At 69.3% G+C, this 17,124-nt stretch carries 19 protein-coding genes and 2 pseudogenes; 10 read left to right on the forward strand and 11 right to left on the reverse strand.

Annotation, left to right across the window (positions count from 1 at the left end):
- Positions 1–18: 18 nt before the first annotated feature.
- The 5 genes and pseudogenes from ACFY3L_RS43885 to ACFY3L_RS43905 form a co-directional block, all read right to left on the reverse strand.
- A complete protein-coding gene (locus ACFY3L_RS43885) occupies positions 19–867 on the reverse strand; it encodes an LLM class flavin-dependent oxidoreductase (RefSeq protein WP_389338982.1) in 849 nt (282 codons plus the stop codon).
- Between the two features lie 89 nt (positions 868–956).
- A pseudogene (locus ACFY3L_RS43890) lies at positions 957–1,163 on the reverse strand (LLM class flavin-dependent oxidoreductase); the annotation flags it as partial.
- A gap of 558 nt (positions 1,164–1,721) precedes the next feature.
- A complete protein-coding gene (locus tag ACFY3L_RS43895; protein ID WP_389338984.1) occupies positions 1,722–2,600 on the reverse strand; it encodes a fumarylacetoacetate hydrolase family protein in 879 nt (292 codons plus the stop codon).
- A 7-nt stretch (positions 2,601–2,607) separates the two neighbouring features.
- A complete protein-coding gene (locus ACFY3L_RS43900) occupies positions 2,608–3,801 on the reverse strand; it encodes a trans-sulfuration enzyme family protein (RefSeq protein ID WP_389338986.1) in 1,194 nt (397 codons plus the stop codon).
- Complete coding sequence (locus ACFY3L_RS43905) at positions 3,783–4,163, reverse strand: RidA family protein (protein ID WP_389338988.1); 381 nt, start codon at positions 4,161–4,163, stop codon at positions 3,783–3,785. The genes ACFY3L_RS43900 and ACFY3L_RS43905 overlap by 19 nt, the downstream gene beginning before the upstream one ends.
- 144 nt (positions 4,164–4,307) lie before the next feature.
- On the opposite strand from ACFY3L_RS43905, the pseudogene ACFY3L_RS43910 reads away from it, so the two are divergent.
- From ACFY3L_RS43910 to ACFY3L_RS43925, 4 genes and pseudogenes are all read left to right on the forward strand, one after another.
- A pseudogene (locus tag ACFY3L_RS43910) lies at positions 4,308–4,415 on the forward strand (GntR family transcriptional regulator); the annotation flags it as partial.
- 195 nt (positions 4,416–4,610) lie between these two features.
- Positions 4,611–5,657: a PLP-dependent aminotransferase family protein gene (locus ACFY3L_RS43915; RefSeq protein WP_389339155.1), complete on the forward strand. Its 1,047-nt coding sequence runs from the start codon at positions 4,611–4,613 to the stop codon at positions 5,655–5,657.
- 71 nt (positions 5,658–5,728) lie between these two features.
- Positions 5,729–6,787 carry a zinc-dependent alcohol dehydrogenase family protein gene (locus tag ACFY3L_RS43920; protein ID WP_389338990.1) on the forward strand — a complete coding sequence of 353 codons (1,059 nt, stop codon included), beginning with the start codon at positions 5,729–5,731 and terminating at the stop codon, positions 6,785–6,787.
- Between the two features lie 249 nt (positions 6,788–7,036).
- Entirely contained in the window at positions 7,037–7,255 is a 219-nt protein-coding gene (locus tag ACFY3L_RS43925) for a hypothetical protein (protein ID WP_389338992.1), read from the forward strand.
- 228 nt (positions 7,256–7,483) lie between these two features.
- Here ACFY3L_RS43925 and ACFY3L_RS43930 read toward each other — a convergent pair whose 3' ends face one another.
- Both ACFY3L_RS43930 and ACFY3L_RS43935 read right to left on the reverse strand, forming a co-directional pair.
- Positions 7,484–8,560 (reverse strand): cytochrome P450, encoded by a 1,077-nt coding sequence (locus tag ACFY3L_RS43930; protein WP_389338994.1) that lies wholly within the window; start codon positions 8,558–8,560, stop codon positions 7,484–7,486.
- 37 nt (positions 8,561–8,597) lie between these two features.
- Complete coding sequence (locus ACFY3L_RS43935; protein ID WP_389338996.1) at positions 8,598–10,136, reverse strand: FAD-dependent oxidoreductase; 1,539 nt, start codon at positions 10,134–10,136, stop codon at positions 8,598–8,600.
- A 234-nt stretch (positions 10,137–10,370) separates the two neighbouring features.
- Between ACFY3L_RS43935 and ACFY3L_RS43940 the strand changes: the two genes are divergently transcribed.
- From ACFY3L_RS43940 to ACFY3L_RS43950, 3 genes are all read left to right on the forward strand, one after another.
- Positions 10,371–10,523: a hypothetical protein gene (locus tag ACFY3L_RS43940; RefSeq protein WP_389338998.1), complete on the forward strand. Its 153-nt coding sequence runs from the start codon at positions 10,371–10,373 to the stop codon at positions 10,521–10,523.
- 340 nt (positions 10,524–10,863) lie between these two features.
- Complete coding sequence (locus ACFY3L_RS43945) at positions 10,864–11,196, forward strand: alpha/beta fold hydrolase (RefSeq protein ID WP_389339157.1); 333 nt, start codon at positions 10,864–10,866, stop codon at positions 11,194–11,196.
- A complete protein-coding gene (locus tag ACFY3L_RS43950; protein ID WP_389339000.1) occupies positions 11,159–11,434 on the forward strand; it encodes a hypothetical protein in 276 nt (91 codons plus the stop codon). The genes ACFY3L_RS43945 and ACFY3L_RS43950 overlap by 38 nt, the downstream gene beginning before the upstream one ends.
- 37 nt (positions 11,435–11,471) lie before the next feature.
- Here ACFY3L_RS43950 and ACFY3L_RS43955 read toward each other — a convergent pair whose 3' ends face one another.
- The 4 genes from ACFY3L_RS43955 to ACFY3L_RS43970 form a co-directional block, all read right to left on the reverse strand.
- A complete protein-coding gene (locus tag ACFY3L_RS43955) occupies positions 11,472–11,975 on the reverse strand; it encodes a PDZ domain-containing protein (RefSeq protein ID WP_389339002.1) in 504 nt (167 codons plus the stop codon).
- 296 nt (positions 11,976–12,271) lie between these two features.
- On the reverse strand, positions 12,272–13,609 hold the full coding sequence (locus ACFY3L_RS43960; protein ID WP_389339004.1) for an aminoglycoside phosphotransferase family protein: 1,338 nt from the start codon (positions 13,607–13,609) through the stop codon (positions 12,272–12,274).
- A complete protein-coding gene (locus ACFY3L_RS43965; RefSeq protein WP_389339006.1) occupies positions 13,585–14,028 on the reverse strand; it encodes a hypothetical protein in 444 nt (147 codons plus the stop codon). Before ACFY3L_RS43965 ends, ACFY3L_RS43960 begins: the two co-directional genes overlap by 25 nt.
- Positions 14,029–14,237: 209 nt before the next feature.
- Entirely contained in the window at positions 14,238–14,696 is a 459-nt protein-coding gene (locus tag ACFY3L_RS43970) for a DUF4288 domain-containing protein (RefSeq protein WP_389339008.1), read from the reverse strand.
- A gap of 203 nt (positions 14,697–14,899) precedes the next feature.
- Between ACFY3L_RS43970 and ACFY3L_RS43975 the strand changes: the two genes are divergently transcribed.
- The 3 genes from ACFY3L_RS43975 (at position 14,900) to ACFY3L_RS43985 (ending at position 16,961) form a co-directional block, all read left to right on the forward strand.
- On the forward strand, positions 14,900–15,340 hold the full coding sequence (locus tag ACFY3L_RS43975) for a VOC family protein (protein ID WP_389339010.1): 441 nt from the start codon (positions 14,900–14,902) through the stop codon (positions 15,338–15,340).
- A gap of 139 nt (positions 15,341–15,479) precedes the next feature.
- Positions 15,480–15,668, forward strand: a complete 189-nt coding sequence (locus ACFY3L_RS43980; RefSeq protein ID WP_389339012.1) for a hypothetical protein — start codon at positions 15,480–15,482, stop codon at positions 15,666–15,668.
- 114 nt (positions 15,669–15,782) lie between these two features.
- Positions 15,783–16,961: a DUF6891 domain-containing protein gene (locus tag ACFY3L_RS43985; RefSeq protein ID WP_389339014.1), complete on the forward strand. Its 1,179-nt coding sequence runs from the start codon at positions 15,783–15,785 to the stop codon at positions 16,959–16,961.
- The last annotated feature ends 163 nt before the right edge of the window (positions 16,962–17,124 follow it).

Here is a 17,124-nt window from a genome sequence, read left to right on the forward strand (position 1 = left end):
TTATACGAATCGTCAGCCTCAGGAGGAGTGATCGCGGCGAACACCGCCGGCCGTTTGGCCCCATGTCCATAAACCTAACAAGCGCTTGGTTTTTACATCTTGGCCACGGGCGCCCAGCGTGTCAAGAACGCCACGGACGCACGGACGTAACAGAACCGTCAAAATCCGCGACGAGCCGCAACACAACAGCGCCGCGGGACGTCCCGCGGCGCTGGTAAGCGACCGGTCGCGCCGGCTACCCGGCCGGAGCGTCGACGAGGCAGTCACCGAAGATATCGCGAGGCGGCGCCGTGACGACCACGACGGCCGGAGCGGTGCTGGCCAGACGGCCGGTAGGACCTCGCGGGCGAGGCGCTCGACCTGTTCGTCCCGACCGGGTCCGGACGGCTTCAGGTTGAGCACGGTGAAGCCCATCCCGGTCAGCGCCCGCAGCCGCTCGGCGACCTGGTCCGGCGATCCGGAGATCACGCCGGGCCTGACGTCTCCGACGCGCACCTCGACGTTGGGGGCGCAGGTGATGTCGTCCATCGAGCGGCCGGCCGCCGCCGCGGCGGTGGCGACGCGGTCACGCATCCCGGGCAGGCGGTCCAGCGGCGCGTAGCTCAGCGACGGCATCCACCCGTCGGCCAATCGCCCGGTGACGGCCAGCGCGCGCGGGCCGAACGTGCCGAGCCAGACCGGGCTCCGCCGGGCCGGCTTCGGCTCCATCGGCGCGGCGACCACATGATGGATCCGCCCGGTGCACGTCAGGGCAGCCTCCGTCCACAGTCCCCGGATGATCTCGATGGCCTCGGCCAGCCCGTCGACCTTGTCCCGCGGCGCCGGCACGCCGATGCCGAAGGCGCGGAGCTCCTCGTCGGACGCCACCGCCCAGGCCGAGGACCAGCCGGCCGCCGGCCGGAGAGCCGGTCGAGGGTCTCGGCCATCTTGGCGACCATCGCGGGCTGCCGGTACGGCACGCCGAGCACCCGCGGCATGACGGCGATCCGCGAGGTGCGCGACGCCATCCAGGCGAGCATCGTCCAGGTCTCGTTGCTCGGGTCGGTGCCGCTGGGGTGGTCGGAGGTGGAGACGAAGTCGTAGCCGGGATCCTCGGCGGTGCGGGCGGCGGCGACCGGGTCCACGGTCGTCGACGCGGGGATGTCGATCCCGAACGTGGTCATGCCTGCCCCTTCTGGACAGTGATTGGGGCTTTGGCTGGGGCGGTGACTGGAGCTTCGATTGGGGCTTTGGCTGGGGCGGTGACTGGGGCTTCGTCTGGGGCCGCGGCGAGGCGTGGCATGAGCCAGCCCACCAGGGTGCCGATGGCCAGCGCGTAGGCGAGGGTGCCGAGGCCGATCGTGCCGCCGAGCAGCCAGCCCGCACCGAGCACCCGTGCGACGTTGGGAGCCGTGAGTGGCGATGACCGGGTCCCAGCGGCGGCCGGTGGTGATGACGGCGTGCGACTGCCGCAGGATCGCCGCGGCGATCACCGAGATCTGCTCGAGCAACGCGACACTGAGCGGCCACCCTGCCAGAGGCGCCGCCGGACCTGATTGAGGAGGCGATTGTCGAGGGCCAAGGTCCCGCCTGGAGGACAATGACGCGGTGTACCACCCAGGCGGGCACGGGCCGATGATGGACCTGGTGTTCGACGCCGACCCGGAGGCGAGCAGGCAGCGGAGGAAGTACGATCTCTGCGTCGTCGGCACCGCTGGCTCGTCCGTTGGGCTGGTGCATGGTCAGCTGCCGGCAGCCACATCGACTGGAACGGGCCGGACGGCGGCGGTGATGGGGGTGCGTTGGGTGCCGAGTCCTTCGATGGTGGTGGTCATGGTCTGGCCGGGTTTGAGGTAGGGCTTGCTGCGGGAGCCGAGTGCGGTTCCGGCGGGCGTACCGGTGGTGATGATGTCGCCGGGGTGCAGGGTCATGAATTGGCTGATGTAGGCGATGAGCTGGTCGATTCGGTGGTGCATGTCGTTCGTGCTGGCTCGCTGTCGGGTCTCGTTGTCGATGCGGAGGTGCATGGCGAGGCGGTGCGGGTCGGGGATCTCGTCGGTCGTGACGAGCCAGGGCCCGATGGGTGCGAAGGTGTCGTGTGCCTTGCCTTTGTCCCAGGTGCCGCCGCGGTGCAGCTGCCAGGAGCGTTCGGTGATGTCGTTGACGATGCAGTATCCGGCGACGTGGTCCATCGCCTCCGACATGCCGACTCCATATGCCGTACGGCCGATGACGACGCCCAGTTCGACCTCGTAGTCGGTGGTCGTGCTCAGCGGTGGCAGGAGCAGCGGGTCGTTCGGGCCGGTGATGGCCGAGGCCGGCTTCAGGAACAGCAGGGGCTCGTCGGGCAGGGTCATCTGTGCTTCGTTTGCGTGCGAACGGTAGTTGAGGCCCACGCCGACGATCTTGCCGACGTGCGCGACACACGGCCCGATGCGGGCCGCGGCTGCCACAATCGGCAGTTGGTCGACGTCGAGCCGCGCGAGCCGGGTGAGCTGCTGCGGCTGCACCGCGTCGGGGCCGAGGTCGGCGATGTGCGCGGACAGGTCTCGAACCGTCCCGGCGGTGTCGAGGATCCCGGGCCGTTCGGCGCCCGGCGGTCCGTGGCGAACAAGTCTCACGCTGTGCTCACTGTGGCTGTCCTTGGGCGGGGAGTGCCTGGTCCAGGTCGGCTATCAGGTCGGCCGGGTCCTCCAGGCCGACGGCGAGCCGGATCAGCCCGGCCGGCACCAGGTCCTGCATAGCCGCGCTGGCCATGCCGGACCACATCGAGGCCGGGAGGACGACCGCAGGGGTCGGCCCGCCGAAGCTCGCGGCCCGGGCGGCGAGGTGCAGGCGGGAGGTCACGAGTTCGGCCGCCTCCAACCCGCCGCGGACCTCGAAGCTGAGCACACCGCCGGGGCCGGACATCTGGCGGGCGATCAGCTCCGCCTGTGGGTGGCCGGCGAGGCTGGGGTGGTGCACCCGGACCACCGCGGGATGCTCGGTCAGGTAGGCCGCGACTGCGGCAGCCGACCGGTTGTGCTGCCGGATCCGCATCGGCAGCGTGCGCAGCCCGCGCTGCAGCATCCACGCGTCATGGGCGGACAGCGTTGCACCGAACAGGTATGCATCGCTCCAGAGCCGTTCGGCGAGCGCGTTCGAGGTGACCGAGACGCCGGCGGTGAGGTCGCCGTGGCCGCCGAGGTACTTGGTGGCGCTGTGCAGGACGATGTCCGCGCCGAGGCGGAGCAGCTGCTGGTTGATCGGGGAGGCGAGCGTGGCGTCGACGGCCACGACCGCCCCGGCGCGTTGGGCCAGTGCCGAGACCGCCGCGACGTCGGTGACCCGCAGCAGCGGGTTCGTCGGCGTCTCGAGCAGTACCAGTGCCGCCGGGGTGCGCAGTGCCTGGTCGAATCCCGCCAGGTCGGCGTGGTGGACGAAGTCGACGTCGATGCCGAGTCGCGGAGCGATCTTCTCCAGGAACCCGACGGTCCCCCCGTACAGTTCGCGCTGGGCGACGACCCGCGAGCCGGCGCCGAAGGCGACGATGGTCGCGGTGATCGCGGCCATGCCCGAGGCGTACAGCAGCGCGGTCTCTCCGCCCTCGAGCGCAGCGATGACGGCGGCGGTCTCGGCGTGGTTGGGGTTGCCGTAGCGGGTGTAGAAGTCATCAGCCCGTGGCCGGACCGCCAGCTCGGCGAACGCGGCAGCGGTCGGCGCGGCGAACGCGGCGGTCGGATGGATCACCGGTGCCACGTCGACGCCCACGAGACCGTCGACGGGCCGTCGCTGAGCGGCGACGGTGTCCACCTGCCAGGTGTTCATCGCGTCGCGACGCATTCGATCTCGACCCGGGCGCCCAGCGGCAGCGCCGCGACCGCGACCGTGCTGCGGGCCGGATACGGGCCGGGCATCACCTCGGCGAAGACCGTGTTCATCGACCCGAAGTCCTCCATGTCGACGAGGAACACGTTGCACTTCACCACCGAAGCGAAGTCCAGGCCGGCCGCGTTCAGCACCTGCAACAGGTTGGCGAACACCTGACGGGTCTCGGCTGCGACACCACCGGCGACAATCCTCCCGGTCGATGGATCCTGTCCTGTCTGTCCTGATATGTAGACGAGGTCGCCTGTGCCGATGACGGCGTGTGAGTACGGTCCGGCCGGAGGAGCGATCCGCGGGCTGGTCACGATTTCGCGCATGCAGGCCACCGTCCCGCCGATTGGCCGTCGCCTCAAGGGCCAATCGGCGGCAAAGTGGTCCAGGTGAGCGCGCCCGACCTCGTACCCCTCCTCACCGGCTGGCGGAGCCGCGGCGGCCCCCTCCACCAATGCCTCGCGCTCGCCGTGGCATCGCTCATCGACGCCAGGCTGCTCCGCCCTGGCGACCGACTCCCATCCGAGCGGGCCCTCGCCCGGCGGCTCGGCATCAGCCGCACTACGGTCGCCGGCGCCTACGACCTGCTCCGTCAGCGCGGAGCACTGCACAGCGTCCGTGGCAGCGGCACGACCGTGACCGGCGTACGAACCGCACGGCACGATCCAGCCATCGCGGCGCTGGCGGCCAACCCGTTCATCCGTACTACCCACCCACGACAGGCGACCGACTACATCGACCTCACGGTCTGCCGGTTCGACCCACCCACACTCGTGGCCGAGACCCTCGCCCACCGCACCGACATCCTGCTCGATCTGATTGGCAACGGTCACGACACGGCGGGCTTGCCGGAACTGCGATCCGCACTCGCCGACCATCTCACCGGTCGCGGTCTTCACACCCGGCCGGCCCAGTTGTTGATCACCACCGGCTCCCAGCAGGCGCTGGCGCTCATTGCCTCCGACCTCGAACGCAACGACCGGGTTATGGTCGAGGATCCCACCTACTTCGGTGCGCTGCACGCCTACCTGCACCGTCGTGCCAGACTCCTGCCCTTCGGCGTCGAGCGCCTCGAGCGGGCCGCCGCACTCGCCACCAGCGAACGACGTGTCGATCTCGTCCATGTCACCTCTGCCGTGCACAACCCGACCGGCCGGCAACTCGACGCACCGACCGGCAGACGCATCGTCGAGCTGGCCGGGCGCTGGGGAGCCACTCTCGTCGACGACGAAGCCCTGCGCTTCCTCGCCGACGAGCCACCGCCCTTTCTCGCCGCGCACGACCCCCACGCCGACATCATCACGATCGGTACGTTCAGCAAGGTGCTCTGGTCGGCGCTGCGAGTCGGCTGGCTCCGCGCGCCGGCGCCGACCATCGCCCGGCTCAGCGCTCGCAAGGCTGCGCTCGACCTCGCCACGCCCGCCCTCGACCAGGCGCTCGTCCTGCATTGCCTGCCACACATCGACACCCTCGCCGCGCACCGCCGCCAACAACTCGCGCACCAACGAAGTCACCTGAGGCACCGGCTGAACCAGGACCTTCCCAGTTGGTCCGACGCGGGCGGCGACAACGGCCCTTTCCTCTGGGTCCACACCCACCTCACCGACGCCGACCCGATCGTGCACGCCGCCGCCGGCGTGCGTGTCGGCGTCACGGCCGGGCGTACTCTCACTCCGACCGACTCCTGGAACTCTCACCTCCGCCTCGCCGTCACCGCCACCGATGATGCCCTTGACGCGGCGGTGGACCGGCTCGCCGAGGTGGCCCGCACCCTCGATCACACCTCATCGGACCCCGCGCCACCGGCGGCGTCGACCTGAACCGATCGACAGTCGTATATGGTGCCGTTTGGCTGGGATCTGTGCCGAGGCATCCGGCTCGGGCGTCACGGTTGGGCAGCGAGAGGGTTAGCGCGCATAGCAAGGTCGAGTTTGGTCGTGCGTCGGCGGGGCAGGACATCTCGATGTTGCAGCTGCTTGCCACGTCGTACGGCGATCCACGTACGTCGGTGTCGCTCGAGCGGGCACCAACTCCTGCGCTGGGCACCGATGACATCCTGGTCGACATGGAGGCCGCGCCGGTCAACCCGTCCGACTTCCTGCTCGTCCGCGGAGGCTACGGGTTGCGGCCGCAGCTGCCCAGCCCGCTCGGCGGCGAGGGAGTCGGGCGGGTGATCGACGCCGGCGGCGGTCCGGGCTCGTCGCTGGTCGGTCGGAGAGTCGTCATCCTGCCCACCTACGAGCAGGGCACCTGGGCCGACCAGGTGGTGACCGCCTACCGCAACGTCGTGCCGATCCGCGAGGACGGTGACCCGCTACAGCTCGCCATGCTTGCGATCAATCCCGCCACAGCGCACCTGTTGCTGCACCGGTTCACCGAGTTGGCCGACGGGGACTGGGTCGGGCTGGACGCCGCCAACTCCGCCGTCGGGCTCTGTGTCAATACCCTCGCCCGGCGGCGGGGCCTCAAGACACTCAACATCGTGCGGCGCGAGGCCGCAGCCCGGACCGTGCGTGACGCCGGCGGCGACCGTGTGATCGTCGCCGGCGAGGACCTGCCCGCGCAGATTGCCGGCGCGCTGGACGGCGCGGAGCTTGGCCTGGCCCTGGATGCCACGGCCGGGCCAGTCGTCGCCGACCTCGCCGCCGCGCTCAGGTTCCGGGGCGTGATCGTCACCTACGCCTTCGTGACCGACGCGCCCCAGGCCGTCCGAGCCCACGACCTCATCTTCAACGAGGTGACCCACACCGGATTCTGGCTGCTCAACTGGTTGCGCCACGCTCCGCGTACCGAGATCGAACAGACCTACTGCGCGCTGAACGACATCGTCGCCAACGGCGAGCTGACCGTGCCGGTCGAGGCGACCTACCGCCTGGACGAATACCGAGAAGCGATCGAGCACGCGACAGCACCGGAACGCCGCGGCAAGATCCTGTTCACCTTCACATAGCGGCCGGGCCGGGAACGAGGCACTCCCGCAGCGGCACATCGGCGACCTCCTCGCCGCGGCACCCGACGGTCGCGTGGGCCAGGTCCCGCATGGCGGCGACCTTCGCCGTCGGTGCAGGAGGCCGAGCCACACAGCGGCCCGGTTTCACAGCACCGATGAGTGGCGGCCGCCAGCTGATCAACGGCGAGTGGATCTGATGGCCGATGAGCGTGTGCGGCTGACCGTTGGTCACCTCATCAAGCTGTCGCGGTGCAGGTCTGCTACCTCGTCAGCGCGGCCGAGTCCGTCGAGGACATCGGCGACTGTCCGCCGATGCGCGGGCTACGGACTGACCGGACAGCACAGACGATGACCGCCGGGCACGCGTTCATGCAGAATCTGCGCCGCGGCCACTACGAGCTCGGCATCGACGCCCGACGCGGGCTTCGCGTTGCTGCGGCGTTCACCGAGCTCGCCACCGCCATCTGAAGACCGACCGCGCTTGCCCCAAACACGCCCTCCGATGGGCGAACGCAACAGCGCCGACGTGCGCGATGAGGATCCCCGGGCCGGGATCTATCCTGCTGCCGGCCGGATGCGGTCGAATTGGATGGGTAGGTGCCGGGGGCCGCGCAGGACGGGGTTGGGCCGGTACGGCGGCGGGTCGGCGCGCAGGCGCGGGTTTTCGAGCCGCCGGGCCAGTTCGGTGAGGGCGATCTAGGTCTCCAGCCGGGCGAGGGGGGCGCCGAAGCAGTGGTGTACGCCGCCGCCGAAGCCGAGGTGCTGGCTCTCCTGCGGGCTGAAGTCGATGCGTCGCAGGTTGTGCCGTTGCGGGTCGAAGCGGTCGGGATCGCGCACGTGGTCGGGGTCGCGGCTGCCGGAGGCGAGGACGAGTTGGATGGTGGCGCCGGCCGGGATGGTGGTGCCGTCGAGGTCGATGTCGTCCAGGGCCTTGCGGATCAGCATGTGCACGGGCGGTTCGTAGCGCAGCAGTTCCTCGACGGCCAGAACGACGAACTCCGGTTCCTGGCGGATCCGTTCCAGCATCTCCGGGTTGCGCAGCAGGGTCAGCATCCCGTTGGTGATGAGGTTGACCGTGGTCTCGTGCCCGGCGACGAGCAGCAGCGAGGCGTTGGTCAGCAGTTGAGCCCGCGACATCGCCTCCCGGGTGCCCTCGTCGGTGACGATGGCGGAGAGCAGGTCCTCGCCGGGCATCTGCTGGTGGGCATCGAGCAGGGTGTCGAAGTACCGTCCCATCTCGGCGAAGGCGGCACCGGCACGGCGGCGGGCCTCGTCCGTCACCGAGGCCTGCGGACCGATGCCCTCGACGATGGCGTCTGCCCAAGCGTGGAACCGGGGTTCGTCCTCCAGTGGAACGCCGAGCAGGCGGCAGATCGCGGTTACCGGCAGCGGGTAGGCGAAGTCGTCCACGAGGTCGGCCTCGGTCCGGCCGGTGAGACGGTCGATGAGTTCCGTGACGATGCTGAGCAGCTCCGGGGCCATGCGGTCGATCCGGGCGGGTGTTTCGGGCGGGCCGTAGTGCCGGTTCATGAGCCCGCGTAGCCGGTCGTGCTCGGGCGGGTCGGTGGAGATGAAACCCTCGAGCGTCACGACGTCTCGCGAGCTGGTTCGGGGGTCGTGCAGCAGGTCGACGATGTCGCGATACCGGCTGACCACGAAGCTGCCGTCGGCCTCGCGCACGACCGGTGTGGTGCGCAGCTGCCGGTACAGCGGGTACGGGTCGGCGCGGTTGGTGTAGTCCAGGATCTGCTCGAAGGCGCTGGCCGCGGGCATCGCGGTGTCCTTTCCGCCGGTGGGAATCGGGCCGGGCTCAGTCGGCGTGCACGAGCACGGCGCGGCGCTCGCTGGGTTGGTGGCCGGTGAGCACGACCGTGGCTTGGGGGGACGGCCCCGGCCGTACCTCCGCCGGCACCGGCTGCAGCGTCGCCCGCCCGTCGACGGTGCGCATCCGCGGCGGGAACGGCGCGGCCCGCTCGATCAGCCGGCCGTAGAACTGCAGCCACATCCCCTGGTCGAACGTGACTGCGGCGGTGATGCGACCCCGTCGGCCGTAGACCGCCACGAACCGGCGGTCGGCGGTCGACCCTTGGGTGACGACGACCTCGTCGGCAAAGGTCGGCACCCCGATTGACTTGATCTCGACGCCGAACTGGCTGGACCAGAACACCGGCAGCCCGACGTGCGGCCAGTGATCCGGCCCGGCGCTGATCATGTTGTGCGCCGCGATCTCGGCCTGGTCGACGGCGTTGCCCCAGTGCTCCAGGGCCATGAACTGGTAGTCGTAGACGGGGTGCGGGAACCGTGCGACGTCACCGGCGACGAAGATGTCGTCGGTGACGAGGCCGTTGGCGTCGAACACGCGGCATCCCGCGTCGCAGGCCACGCCCCAGCGCCCGGACGCAAGGCCGGAATCGGCGAGCCATTCGACGTTGCGCTTGGCACCCAGGGCCGTGACGGCCACGTCGACGTCGAGCGTGCTGCCGTCGGAAAGCAGCGCCCGGCGAAGGCGTCCGCCGGAGTCTCCCTCCAGCGCCTGTACCGACACCCCACAGCGCAGGTCGACGCCGGCGTCGTGCTGCAGCCGGGCCGCGATCCGGCCGACCGCGGCGCCCAACGCCCCCGCGAGGGGCGCCGGCCCGCGGTCGACGACGGTGACGGGCAGGCCCAGTTCCCGGCAGTCCGAGGCGACCTCGCTGCCGATGAACCCGGCGCCGATCACCAGCACGTGCCCCGGGTGGTCGGCCAGCCGCTGCCGCAACGCGGCTGCGTCGTCGCGGCTGCGTACCGTGTACACGCCGTCCAACGCCGCCTCGTCGGCGTTCGGCCACGGCTGGGCCCGTACCCCGGTGGCGATCAGCAGCCGGTCGAACGGCACCTCCTCGCCACCGGCGAGCAGCACCCGCTTGCCGTGCCGGTCCAGCCCGACGGCCGGCCGCCCCAGCCGCCAGTCCGCGTCCAGCCCGTCGCTGCGCGGTAGCGCCGTGTGCTGCGCGGGGACCCACCCGGTCAGCACCTGTTTGGACAGCGGAATCCGGTCGTACGGCGCGTAGGGTTCGTCGCCGATCAGCGTCAGCGACCCGGCGAACCCCTCCCGGCGGAGAGTGTCCGCGTCCCGCAGCCCGGCCAGCGAGGCACCGACGATCACGATCCGATCCACCCCGGCGGCGGCGCTCACCCGCGGCCCCGCAGCCGACCCGGTGTGCTGCTCCTCGGGGTCGAGCACGATGGCGCGCACGGGGCAGGCAGCCGCCGCCCGTAGCACCTTCTGCCGCTGCTCGTCGCCGGGGTTCGGCTCGTACAGCAGCGCCTCACCGCCGGGCATCCGGAACACCTCCGGGGCGGCGAACACGCACTGCCCATACCCCTGGCACCGGTCAGATCGACCAGCAGCCTCATGAGGCGAACGGTAGGGCGGCACCGCAGATCGCCACCTCACCCGAGCCGGGCGAGGGTTGCCCGGCGGCGCTCCGTTGCATTGAGTGTCGCAAGATCGAGGCAGACTTGAGCAGTGAAGGCATCGACTCAACCTGATCCGTGGCCGCCGCGAAGGCCGGCATTCGCTGGCTTCCGGTTCCCGGCCGAGGTGATCGTCGTCGCGGTGCGCTGGTATCTGCGCTACATCGCCGGACACGCGTTCGTGCAGAACCTTCGACGCGGACACTACGAACTCGCCGGCGACACCCCGCCCGCTCTGCGGGTCGCCGCGACGTTCGCCGAACTCGCCCGGGCGATCTGACCGCCGACCTGATCAGGGTTCAACGCGTCCCACGATCCCATAATGCAACGGCACCTCCGCCGGCGCGACGTGTCCTGAGGACCCGGCCCAGCACGCGCGGGCCGCTGCGGGCCGCGGCGCCGGCAGCGGCGGCACGACGGAGATGAGCAGCGCGGCGAGGCCCGCCCGGCCCGCCGCCGTGCCCACGCGATCTCGCCCCGCATCGGACAATTCGCACGCAAGCTTCGCGTCCACAAAATGTCCACTGCGCTCGGCCTACGGTGTCGCCAGTCGACGTCCGCGTCGCGGTCGCAACCGTTGGGAGGGCGTCATGCCCGTGAGGTCCCGCGTGGGTCTGACGATGCTGCTGGTGCATGGTGCGTTCGCCGACGCCTCGCTGTGGTCGGCCGTAGTCGCCCAGCTCCGCGAGGCCGGCGTTGCGGTCCGGGCCGCGGAGAATCCGCTGCGCCGGCTGGACGTGGACGCCGCACACGTCGCCGACGCGATGCGCGGCATCGTCGGCCCGGTCCTGCTCGCCGGCCACGGTTACGGCGGTGCGGTCATCACCAGTGCCGCCACGCATGGTCCACATCATGCCTCACCGCGCTGTGACGGCTCTCTCAGCGCGAGCGCTCGGGCGGCTGGATGCTCGACGCGTGAGCACCAACTCCGGCCGGCGTCTGCTCGGGCATGACGACGAGCTGCGGTGTCTGTTCGGGCATCTGGACGGGGGCGGTACCGGTGGACGCGCGATCGGTCTGCTCGGCGAGCCAGGGGTGGGCAGGAGCGCGCTGCTGGCGGAGGCCGTCGAGCACGCGCCGTCGCTCGGGTTCACCGTGCTCACCGCGCGCGGCAGCCGGTCCGAGACACCTCTGCCGTTCGCCGGTCTGCACCAGGTGCTGCGGCCCTGTTGCACCGCGCCGGCCGTGTAGCTCTCGTCCGTCGTGCCACCACAAGCGCTGCTTCGGCTCACTCCGGTCTGACACCGAGTACAACGGCGAGGCTCACGGTCGACCCGTCTCGCCAGATCGTCAGCGCAAGTCGATCCCCAGGCTTTGCCGCATTCTTCTTTTCGATCAATGTGGCGGCGTCGGTCAAGACCTCGCCGTCCGCGTGCGTCACGACATCGCCTTGGCGCAGCCCGTGTCGCTCTGCGGGGCCTCCGGCGGCGACAACACCGATCTGGACGCCGTTGGTGGCGTCCAGCAGCTGCGCACCGAAGTACGGCGTGCCCGGAGGGTTTTCGATCAGAACGGCCGTCCCGGTCATGACGCAATATCCAACGTCGCCGCCTACAGCGGTCCTGATGTCAACGATGCCGTTCGCGCCAAGCTGCTGAGCCTGCTCCACCAGAGACTTGATCATTTTCGGCATCTTGTCGCCACCGATCGCGCGGAAATTGGTGTTCGCGAAGACGAGCCCTTTGACCTCGTACACCAGACCCGGCGGCTCGGCCAGGGTAGACATCAGCATGCGATCCCCTCCAGTCACATCAGCTTGCACACGTCTGTCAATGGCATCTCCACGGTTCAGCCCGCCAGCCTACTAACGCCAAGATCAGCCGTCCGCATCTGCCACCGAGGGTGAGCGCGAGTTCGACCGCGTTCGTCACGCCGCGTGATGAGGTCGCGCGGCGACCGGCGCGCTGAACTGTTTGATATGCAGGTGATCGTGCGTCCGATCAACGCTGCGGGTCCTGGGTTCTCGCTCTGCTCCGGCGGCGCGACTGGGATGAGTAGGCCGGGCGGATGGTGGTGTCGCTCGCCAGGTCAGGTGCTGAGCGCGATCAGCAGGCGGCGGCAGCGTTCGGGGTCTTCGGTGAGTCCGACGCGCAGGCCCCAGAGCCAGTAGTCGACGGCCCGGAAGAGCACCGAGTTCCGCCCATGTTCAGCTTCAATCCCGGCTGCCTGCACCGCGGCGTCGAAGTGATCCGTGATGCTGGCTCGATCGGGCATCTCGTCGATGCGAGTCCAGAGCACCCGGGCCAGGTCGTACGCGATGTCGCCGCGCAACAATACGGGGTCGACGGTCAGCCAGTGTTCCCGGGTGCCGCGTAGGACCTGTGCCGAATGGAGATCTCCGTTGACCGCGACCGCCGAGTCGAACCGCCCCAATTCCGATCCGGCGAGTATCGCCTGGTGAAGAATGGCCTCGTCAAATGGCCTGCCCAGATCAAGCCACTCCTGTCGTAGCGTCGCCGCTCGGCTTTCGACCACCTCGACCGTGCTCACCACGCCGGTGGGTGCCGGCACGGCCAGGCGCCGCATCATCGCGCCCAGGATCACCATTGCATCAGCAGCCGGGATGTGCAGCAGCGATCGCGTGTTGTCCAGCCCTTCGAGCAACATCGCGCCGGCGTCGACATCCGCGTCGACCAGCTCGACGGTGCCACGGCCGGCCCAAAATCGCAGCGCCGACACCTGCGCGACCACGTCGTCGCCCGGCGATGTCAGGCGCAGCACGAACATCGAATCGCCCTGCCGGACCGGAAACACGAGAGCGTTTGATCCGTGTGCGGGCTCTCCGGTGATTTCCAGCCGCCACCTGCGGCACATCGTCGAAGCGAGTTCCGGGACGCTCTCCAGCCAGGCCGAACTCGTCCACCATCGAGGCATCCGGCGAAACGACGACGGAATCGTGACGCGGCCCGTAAGCCTCTGGCCACGTGACATCGGATGATCCCCTTGGTCATGCATGCCCGCCAGCCTCGCAGACCCTCGTCGACCGGCTTGAGCACGTTTCCGGATCTGCCGCAGGTCTCGCGCTGCGGCTCGGCGGTGGCCGTCACGCTGCGTACGTCGTCCCAGCGGCAGGCTGGCTCTGCGGGGCATGCGCGCTCGTGCCGATGAGCGAGTGCCTGCAACGGCGTCGGCGACAATGGGCGGATGAGCAAGCAGGGCGTAGAACCTCCGCTCGCGGACTTTCGCGGGCCGTGGTGTGTCGGCTGCTGTTTGCCCAGGCTCGACCTGGCCGTGACGCGGGCTGATCCCTTGACGGGCATTCCCCCTGCGTCCACTGCTCCTCGGAAGAGATCGAGTGGAGCGATTGACGAAACGCACCCACATGCCGCGATCCGGCGGCGTCAGGTGCTGTAGCTGCCGTCCCATGGTTGGGTGAAGCCGAGCCTGTCGGGGTAGAGCTCAGCCCAGTCGCCGCGGTCGGCGTCGGATTCGTCGACCAGGCCGAACAGGACACCGTCGTAGGTGAGGCGAAAGGGCTGGACGGCGATGTCGTCGAATCGCGGCGCATCGAGTTCGTCCAGCAGCGTGGCGAGGATACGGTCGGCCGCCTGCGGGTCGGTCAGGTAGCGGCCGACGCCGATCCGGCGAATCGTGGATGCCTCGTGCCGGCCGTCATGGTCGAAGCGGTGGACGTAGGCGTACCAGGCGAAGCTCTCATCCAGGTCGTCAACGTCCCGCCTGGCACCGTGTACCGCCGCGTAGAAATAGCCAGCCGCGTAGCGCCCGATGGTGTCGGTGCGGTAGTCCGGCTCATGAGCGATCGGGATGCGTTGCGGCACGGCCATCCGGCGAGCCTAGACGCGCATGCGGGAGCCCAGCTGGGAGCATCCGCAACTTCCGGCCCTTCCTGCTCGTCGAGGACACAGCGCTGATCACGTGCGCACACATGCCGCCGAGGGTGAGCGCGAGTTGACCGCATCCGTCACGCCGCGTGATGAGGTCACGCGGCGACCGGCGCGCTGAACTGTCGATGAGCGGATGTCGGGACCGGCCGCTACAACGCGGTGGATGGCGTCGACGTTTCCGGCGTGAAGGTGTGATCCCACAGGTAGGGAGACGTGGCCTGCTCTTCGCCTGGCCACCAGAAGACCTCGGTGCCGTCCAGGTCGTCGCCGAGCATGTTGAGCGTCTCGACCTCTGTCATGGCGATGCGAACGTGGACGTCCTCGGCGTTGACGTACGTGCGTTCCTCGGCCCGCCCGATCTCCAGCACCCGGACAAACGCGGCCTCGTGATCGACGGCCTGGAACGTGTAGACCGACACGCTGGGCATGAAGTAGCTGGCGTCCTCCGTGTAGAGGGCGAACCGTACTGTTGCGCTGAACCACACCGACGGCAGCTCACTGGACCCGTCCATCTGACGATCATCGTCGCGTACCGCGCCGAAGACCACCTGAATTTGGCATCCGGATCTGCCGCCGACCGCTCGTTGTTCATCGTCATGTTGGATCAACAGGGTGTCGGTGTCGGCTCCGTAGGGTGCGACAGGTGCCCCGACGTGTGGTGTCTCATGCGAAGCGGTACGAGTCGCGCGTGTGCACTGCCGCGTTACGAGATTCTCGAAGTAGCTGTTGCGAGGATGTCGCGAACGGCCTGGCGGCTCCGTCCCAGGGGTGGATGCGGCCACCGTGGCCGGACAGCACCAAGGAGATCTGCATGACGATTCAGCGGATGGACAACGTCCTTATCGTTGTCGACGACCTTGACGCCGTGGTTTCGTTCTTCGTCGAACTCGGCCTGGAACTCGAGGGCAAGGGGTCGGTCGAGGGACGTTGGGTGGAGCGTGTCATCGGGATCGATGACGTCCGACAGGACATCGCCATGCTGCGGACCCCGGACGGCCACGGCCGAATCGAGCTGGCGATGTTCCACACGCCGAAGGCGATCAGCGCCGGGCCGAAGGATGCACCGGCGAACACGCTGGGCATTCGTCGCATCATGTTCGCCGTCGATGACATCGAGGGCGTCGTTGCCCGCCTGCGTGCCCACGGCGCCGAGCTCGTCGGCGAGCTGGGGCAGTACGAGGACATCTATCGGCTCTGTTACGTCCGCGGCCCGGAGGGCATCATCGTCGGACTGGCCGAACAGCTCGGATGAAGGCCGCCGAAGCGACCGTGCACCCCAAGCATTTCGCGGGCACCCGCGGCAGGGGACGTTGCACCGGACCGCCGACGGTGTACTTCTCCGCGAGCCCCGCCGCCACCCCGACGACAGGTACCCATGGCACTCAACTTCGATGGCACGAACCCACCACCGCTGCTTTGCCTGCGGCCCGGGTCCCGTCGCGGACAACGGCCAGCTTCTCAAGCAGCTCACGGGCCGGCTAGAGAAGATCAACAAAGATCCGCACATGCCGCTGTCGTCGCGCTACGGCTCGGCGTGGCAGTCACTGTTGGTGCCGGCCAGTTGGTGCTGGCGTGAATGACTTCGCCGAGGAGCGAAGGTTCAACGTCGGGGTTGGCGGGGTGGCATCCTAGGGCTGGACGGCGCCCGTAGCTGTGCCGGGCTGGGGCGGCGGGGACGTTGGTATGTTGCCGCGATGCAACCCGACGATCTTCGGCAGTCCGCGACCGAGTATGCACGCGGTGAGGTGGCCCGCGGCATCATGACGTGCGGGATGATCGTGTCCGGGACGGCGGAGTACCTGCACGGTGAGGGCGAGCCCGCCGACCTGTACGCGCTGGCCTGGGAGATCGTGCCACGCGAGTTCGCCGCGCACCTCGATGCCCAGGCGAGGTGGCCTGCGCGGACTGACAGCGACCGGCTCACGGCCGCCTTCCGCGCGCTCGACCTGGCGGGGATCGTAGCCCGGGAGGATTTCGCATGCTGCCAGTCGTGCGGAACCAGCGAGATCAGCGCCGAGGTGAGCAAAGGGATGCCGGCCCGCGGATACGTCTTTTATCACGGGCAGGACGCTGAACGGGCCGCGAAGAGCGGGACTCTGTGGCTGGCGTACGGCTCCTTCGACGAGCAGACCGGCGCAGCACGGGTTGGCGGGGAGGTCGTGGCCGCCCTGCGCGGCGAAGGCCTGGAGGTGGACTGGACCGGCGACGCCGACCAGCGCATTCACATCCGGCTTCGCTGGGCGAAACGCCGGTACGGCCGGATGGCCGCCTTTCCGGTGAGCGCCGAGCCCGGCAGGAGCGTGAATGTGCAGTTCGTTCCTGACCGGCACATGGTCTTCCCGCCGATGTCAGCGGGCGCGCTCGCGGCCCTCGAACTCCCCTGGCTGCCCGACGATACGAGCGTGCAGGTTGACGACGGCGAACGGACGGTGACGATCCGGCGGGAGAAGCACCGCCTGGTCAGCGACGACGGCCGGGAGGCGGGCCGTTTCGAGGGCTTGCGGCTTCTCGGCGCGGAGGCCGACGGTGAGGTACCCGGCGATTCGGGGCTGATCGAGGTCACCTATCAGTGCCTGCCGACCGGCCCGCAGCAGATCGCCGGACGGCCGATGAGCCTGCCCGAGATGCTCGCTGTCGTGCGGCGGCTGCCCACCCGGACGGATTCGTGGCTGGCCGCGGTGCACGAAGCCGGCATCGTGCAAATGCGCTGGGAGAACGGACAGCTATGGCTGGAGTCGCCATTCGTGGCCGAGTCCGCCTCGGTCGGCAAGTACGCCAGCCTCGACGAGGCCGAGCACATGCTCACGATCCTTGCCACCGAGAACCGCAACGCGATCCGTGAGCTGGACGGCGTGACCACCAAGCCCTGGTGACCGACTGATCCGCTCCGGTAAGCACTACACCGACAGCGGCATCGCCACCTTCCCCCGGCTGACCCCTGAACCGCAGCTGGCGCACGGATCTGCCGCCGAGAGTGCGTGGCAACCGTCGGCGCGCTGTCGCCAATATCTGTACCCGACGATCTGGACAGGTGAC

This window comes from Dactylosporangium sp. NPDC000521, assembly GCF_042898305.1.
Lineage (GTDB): Bacteria > Actinomycetota > Actinomycetes > Mycobacteriales > Micromonosporaceae > Dactylosporangium.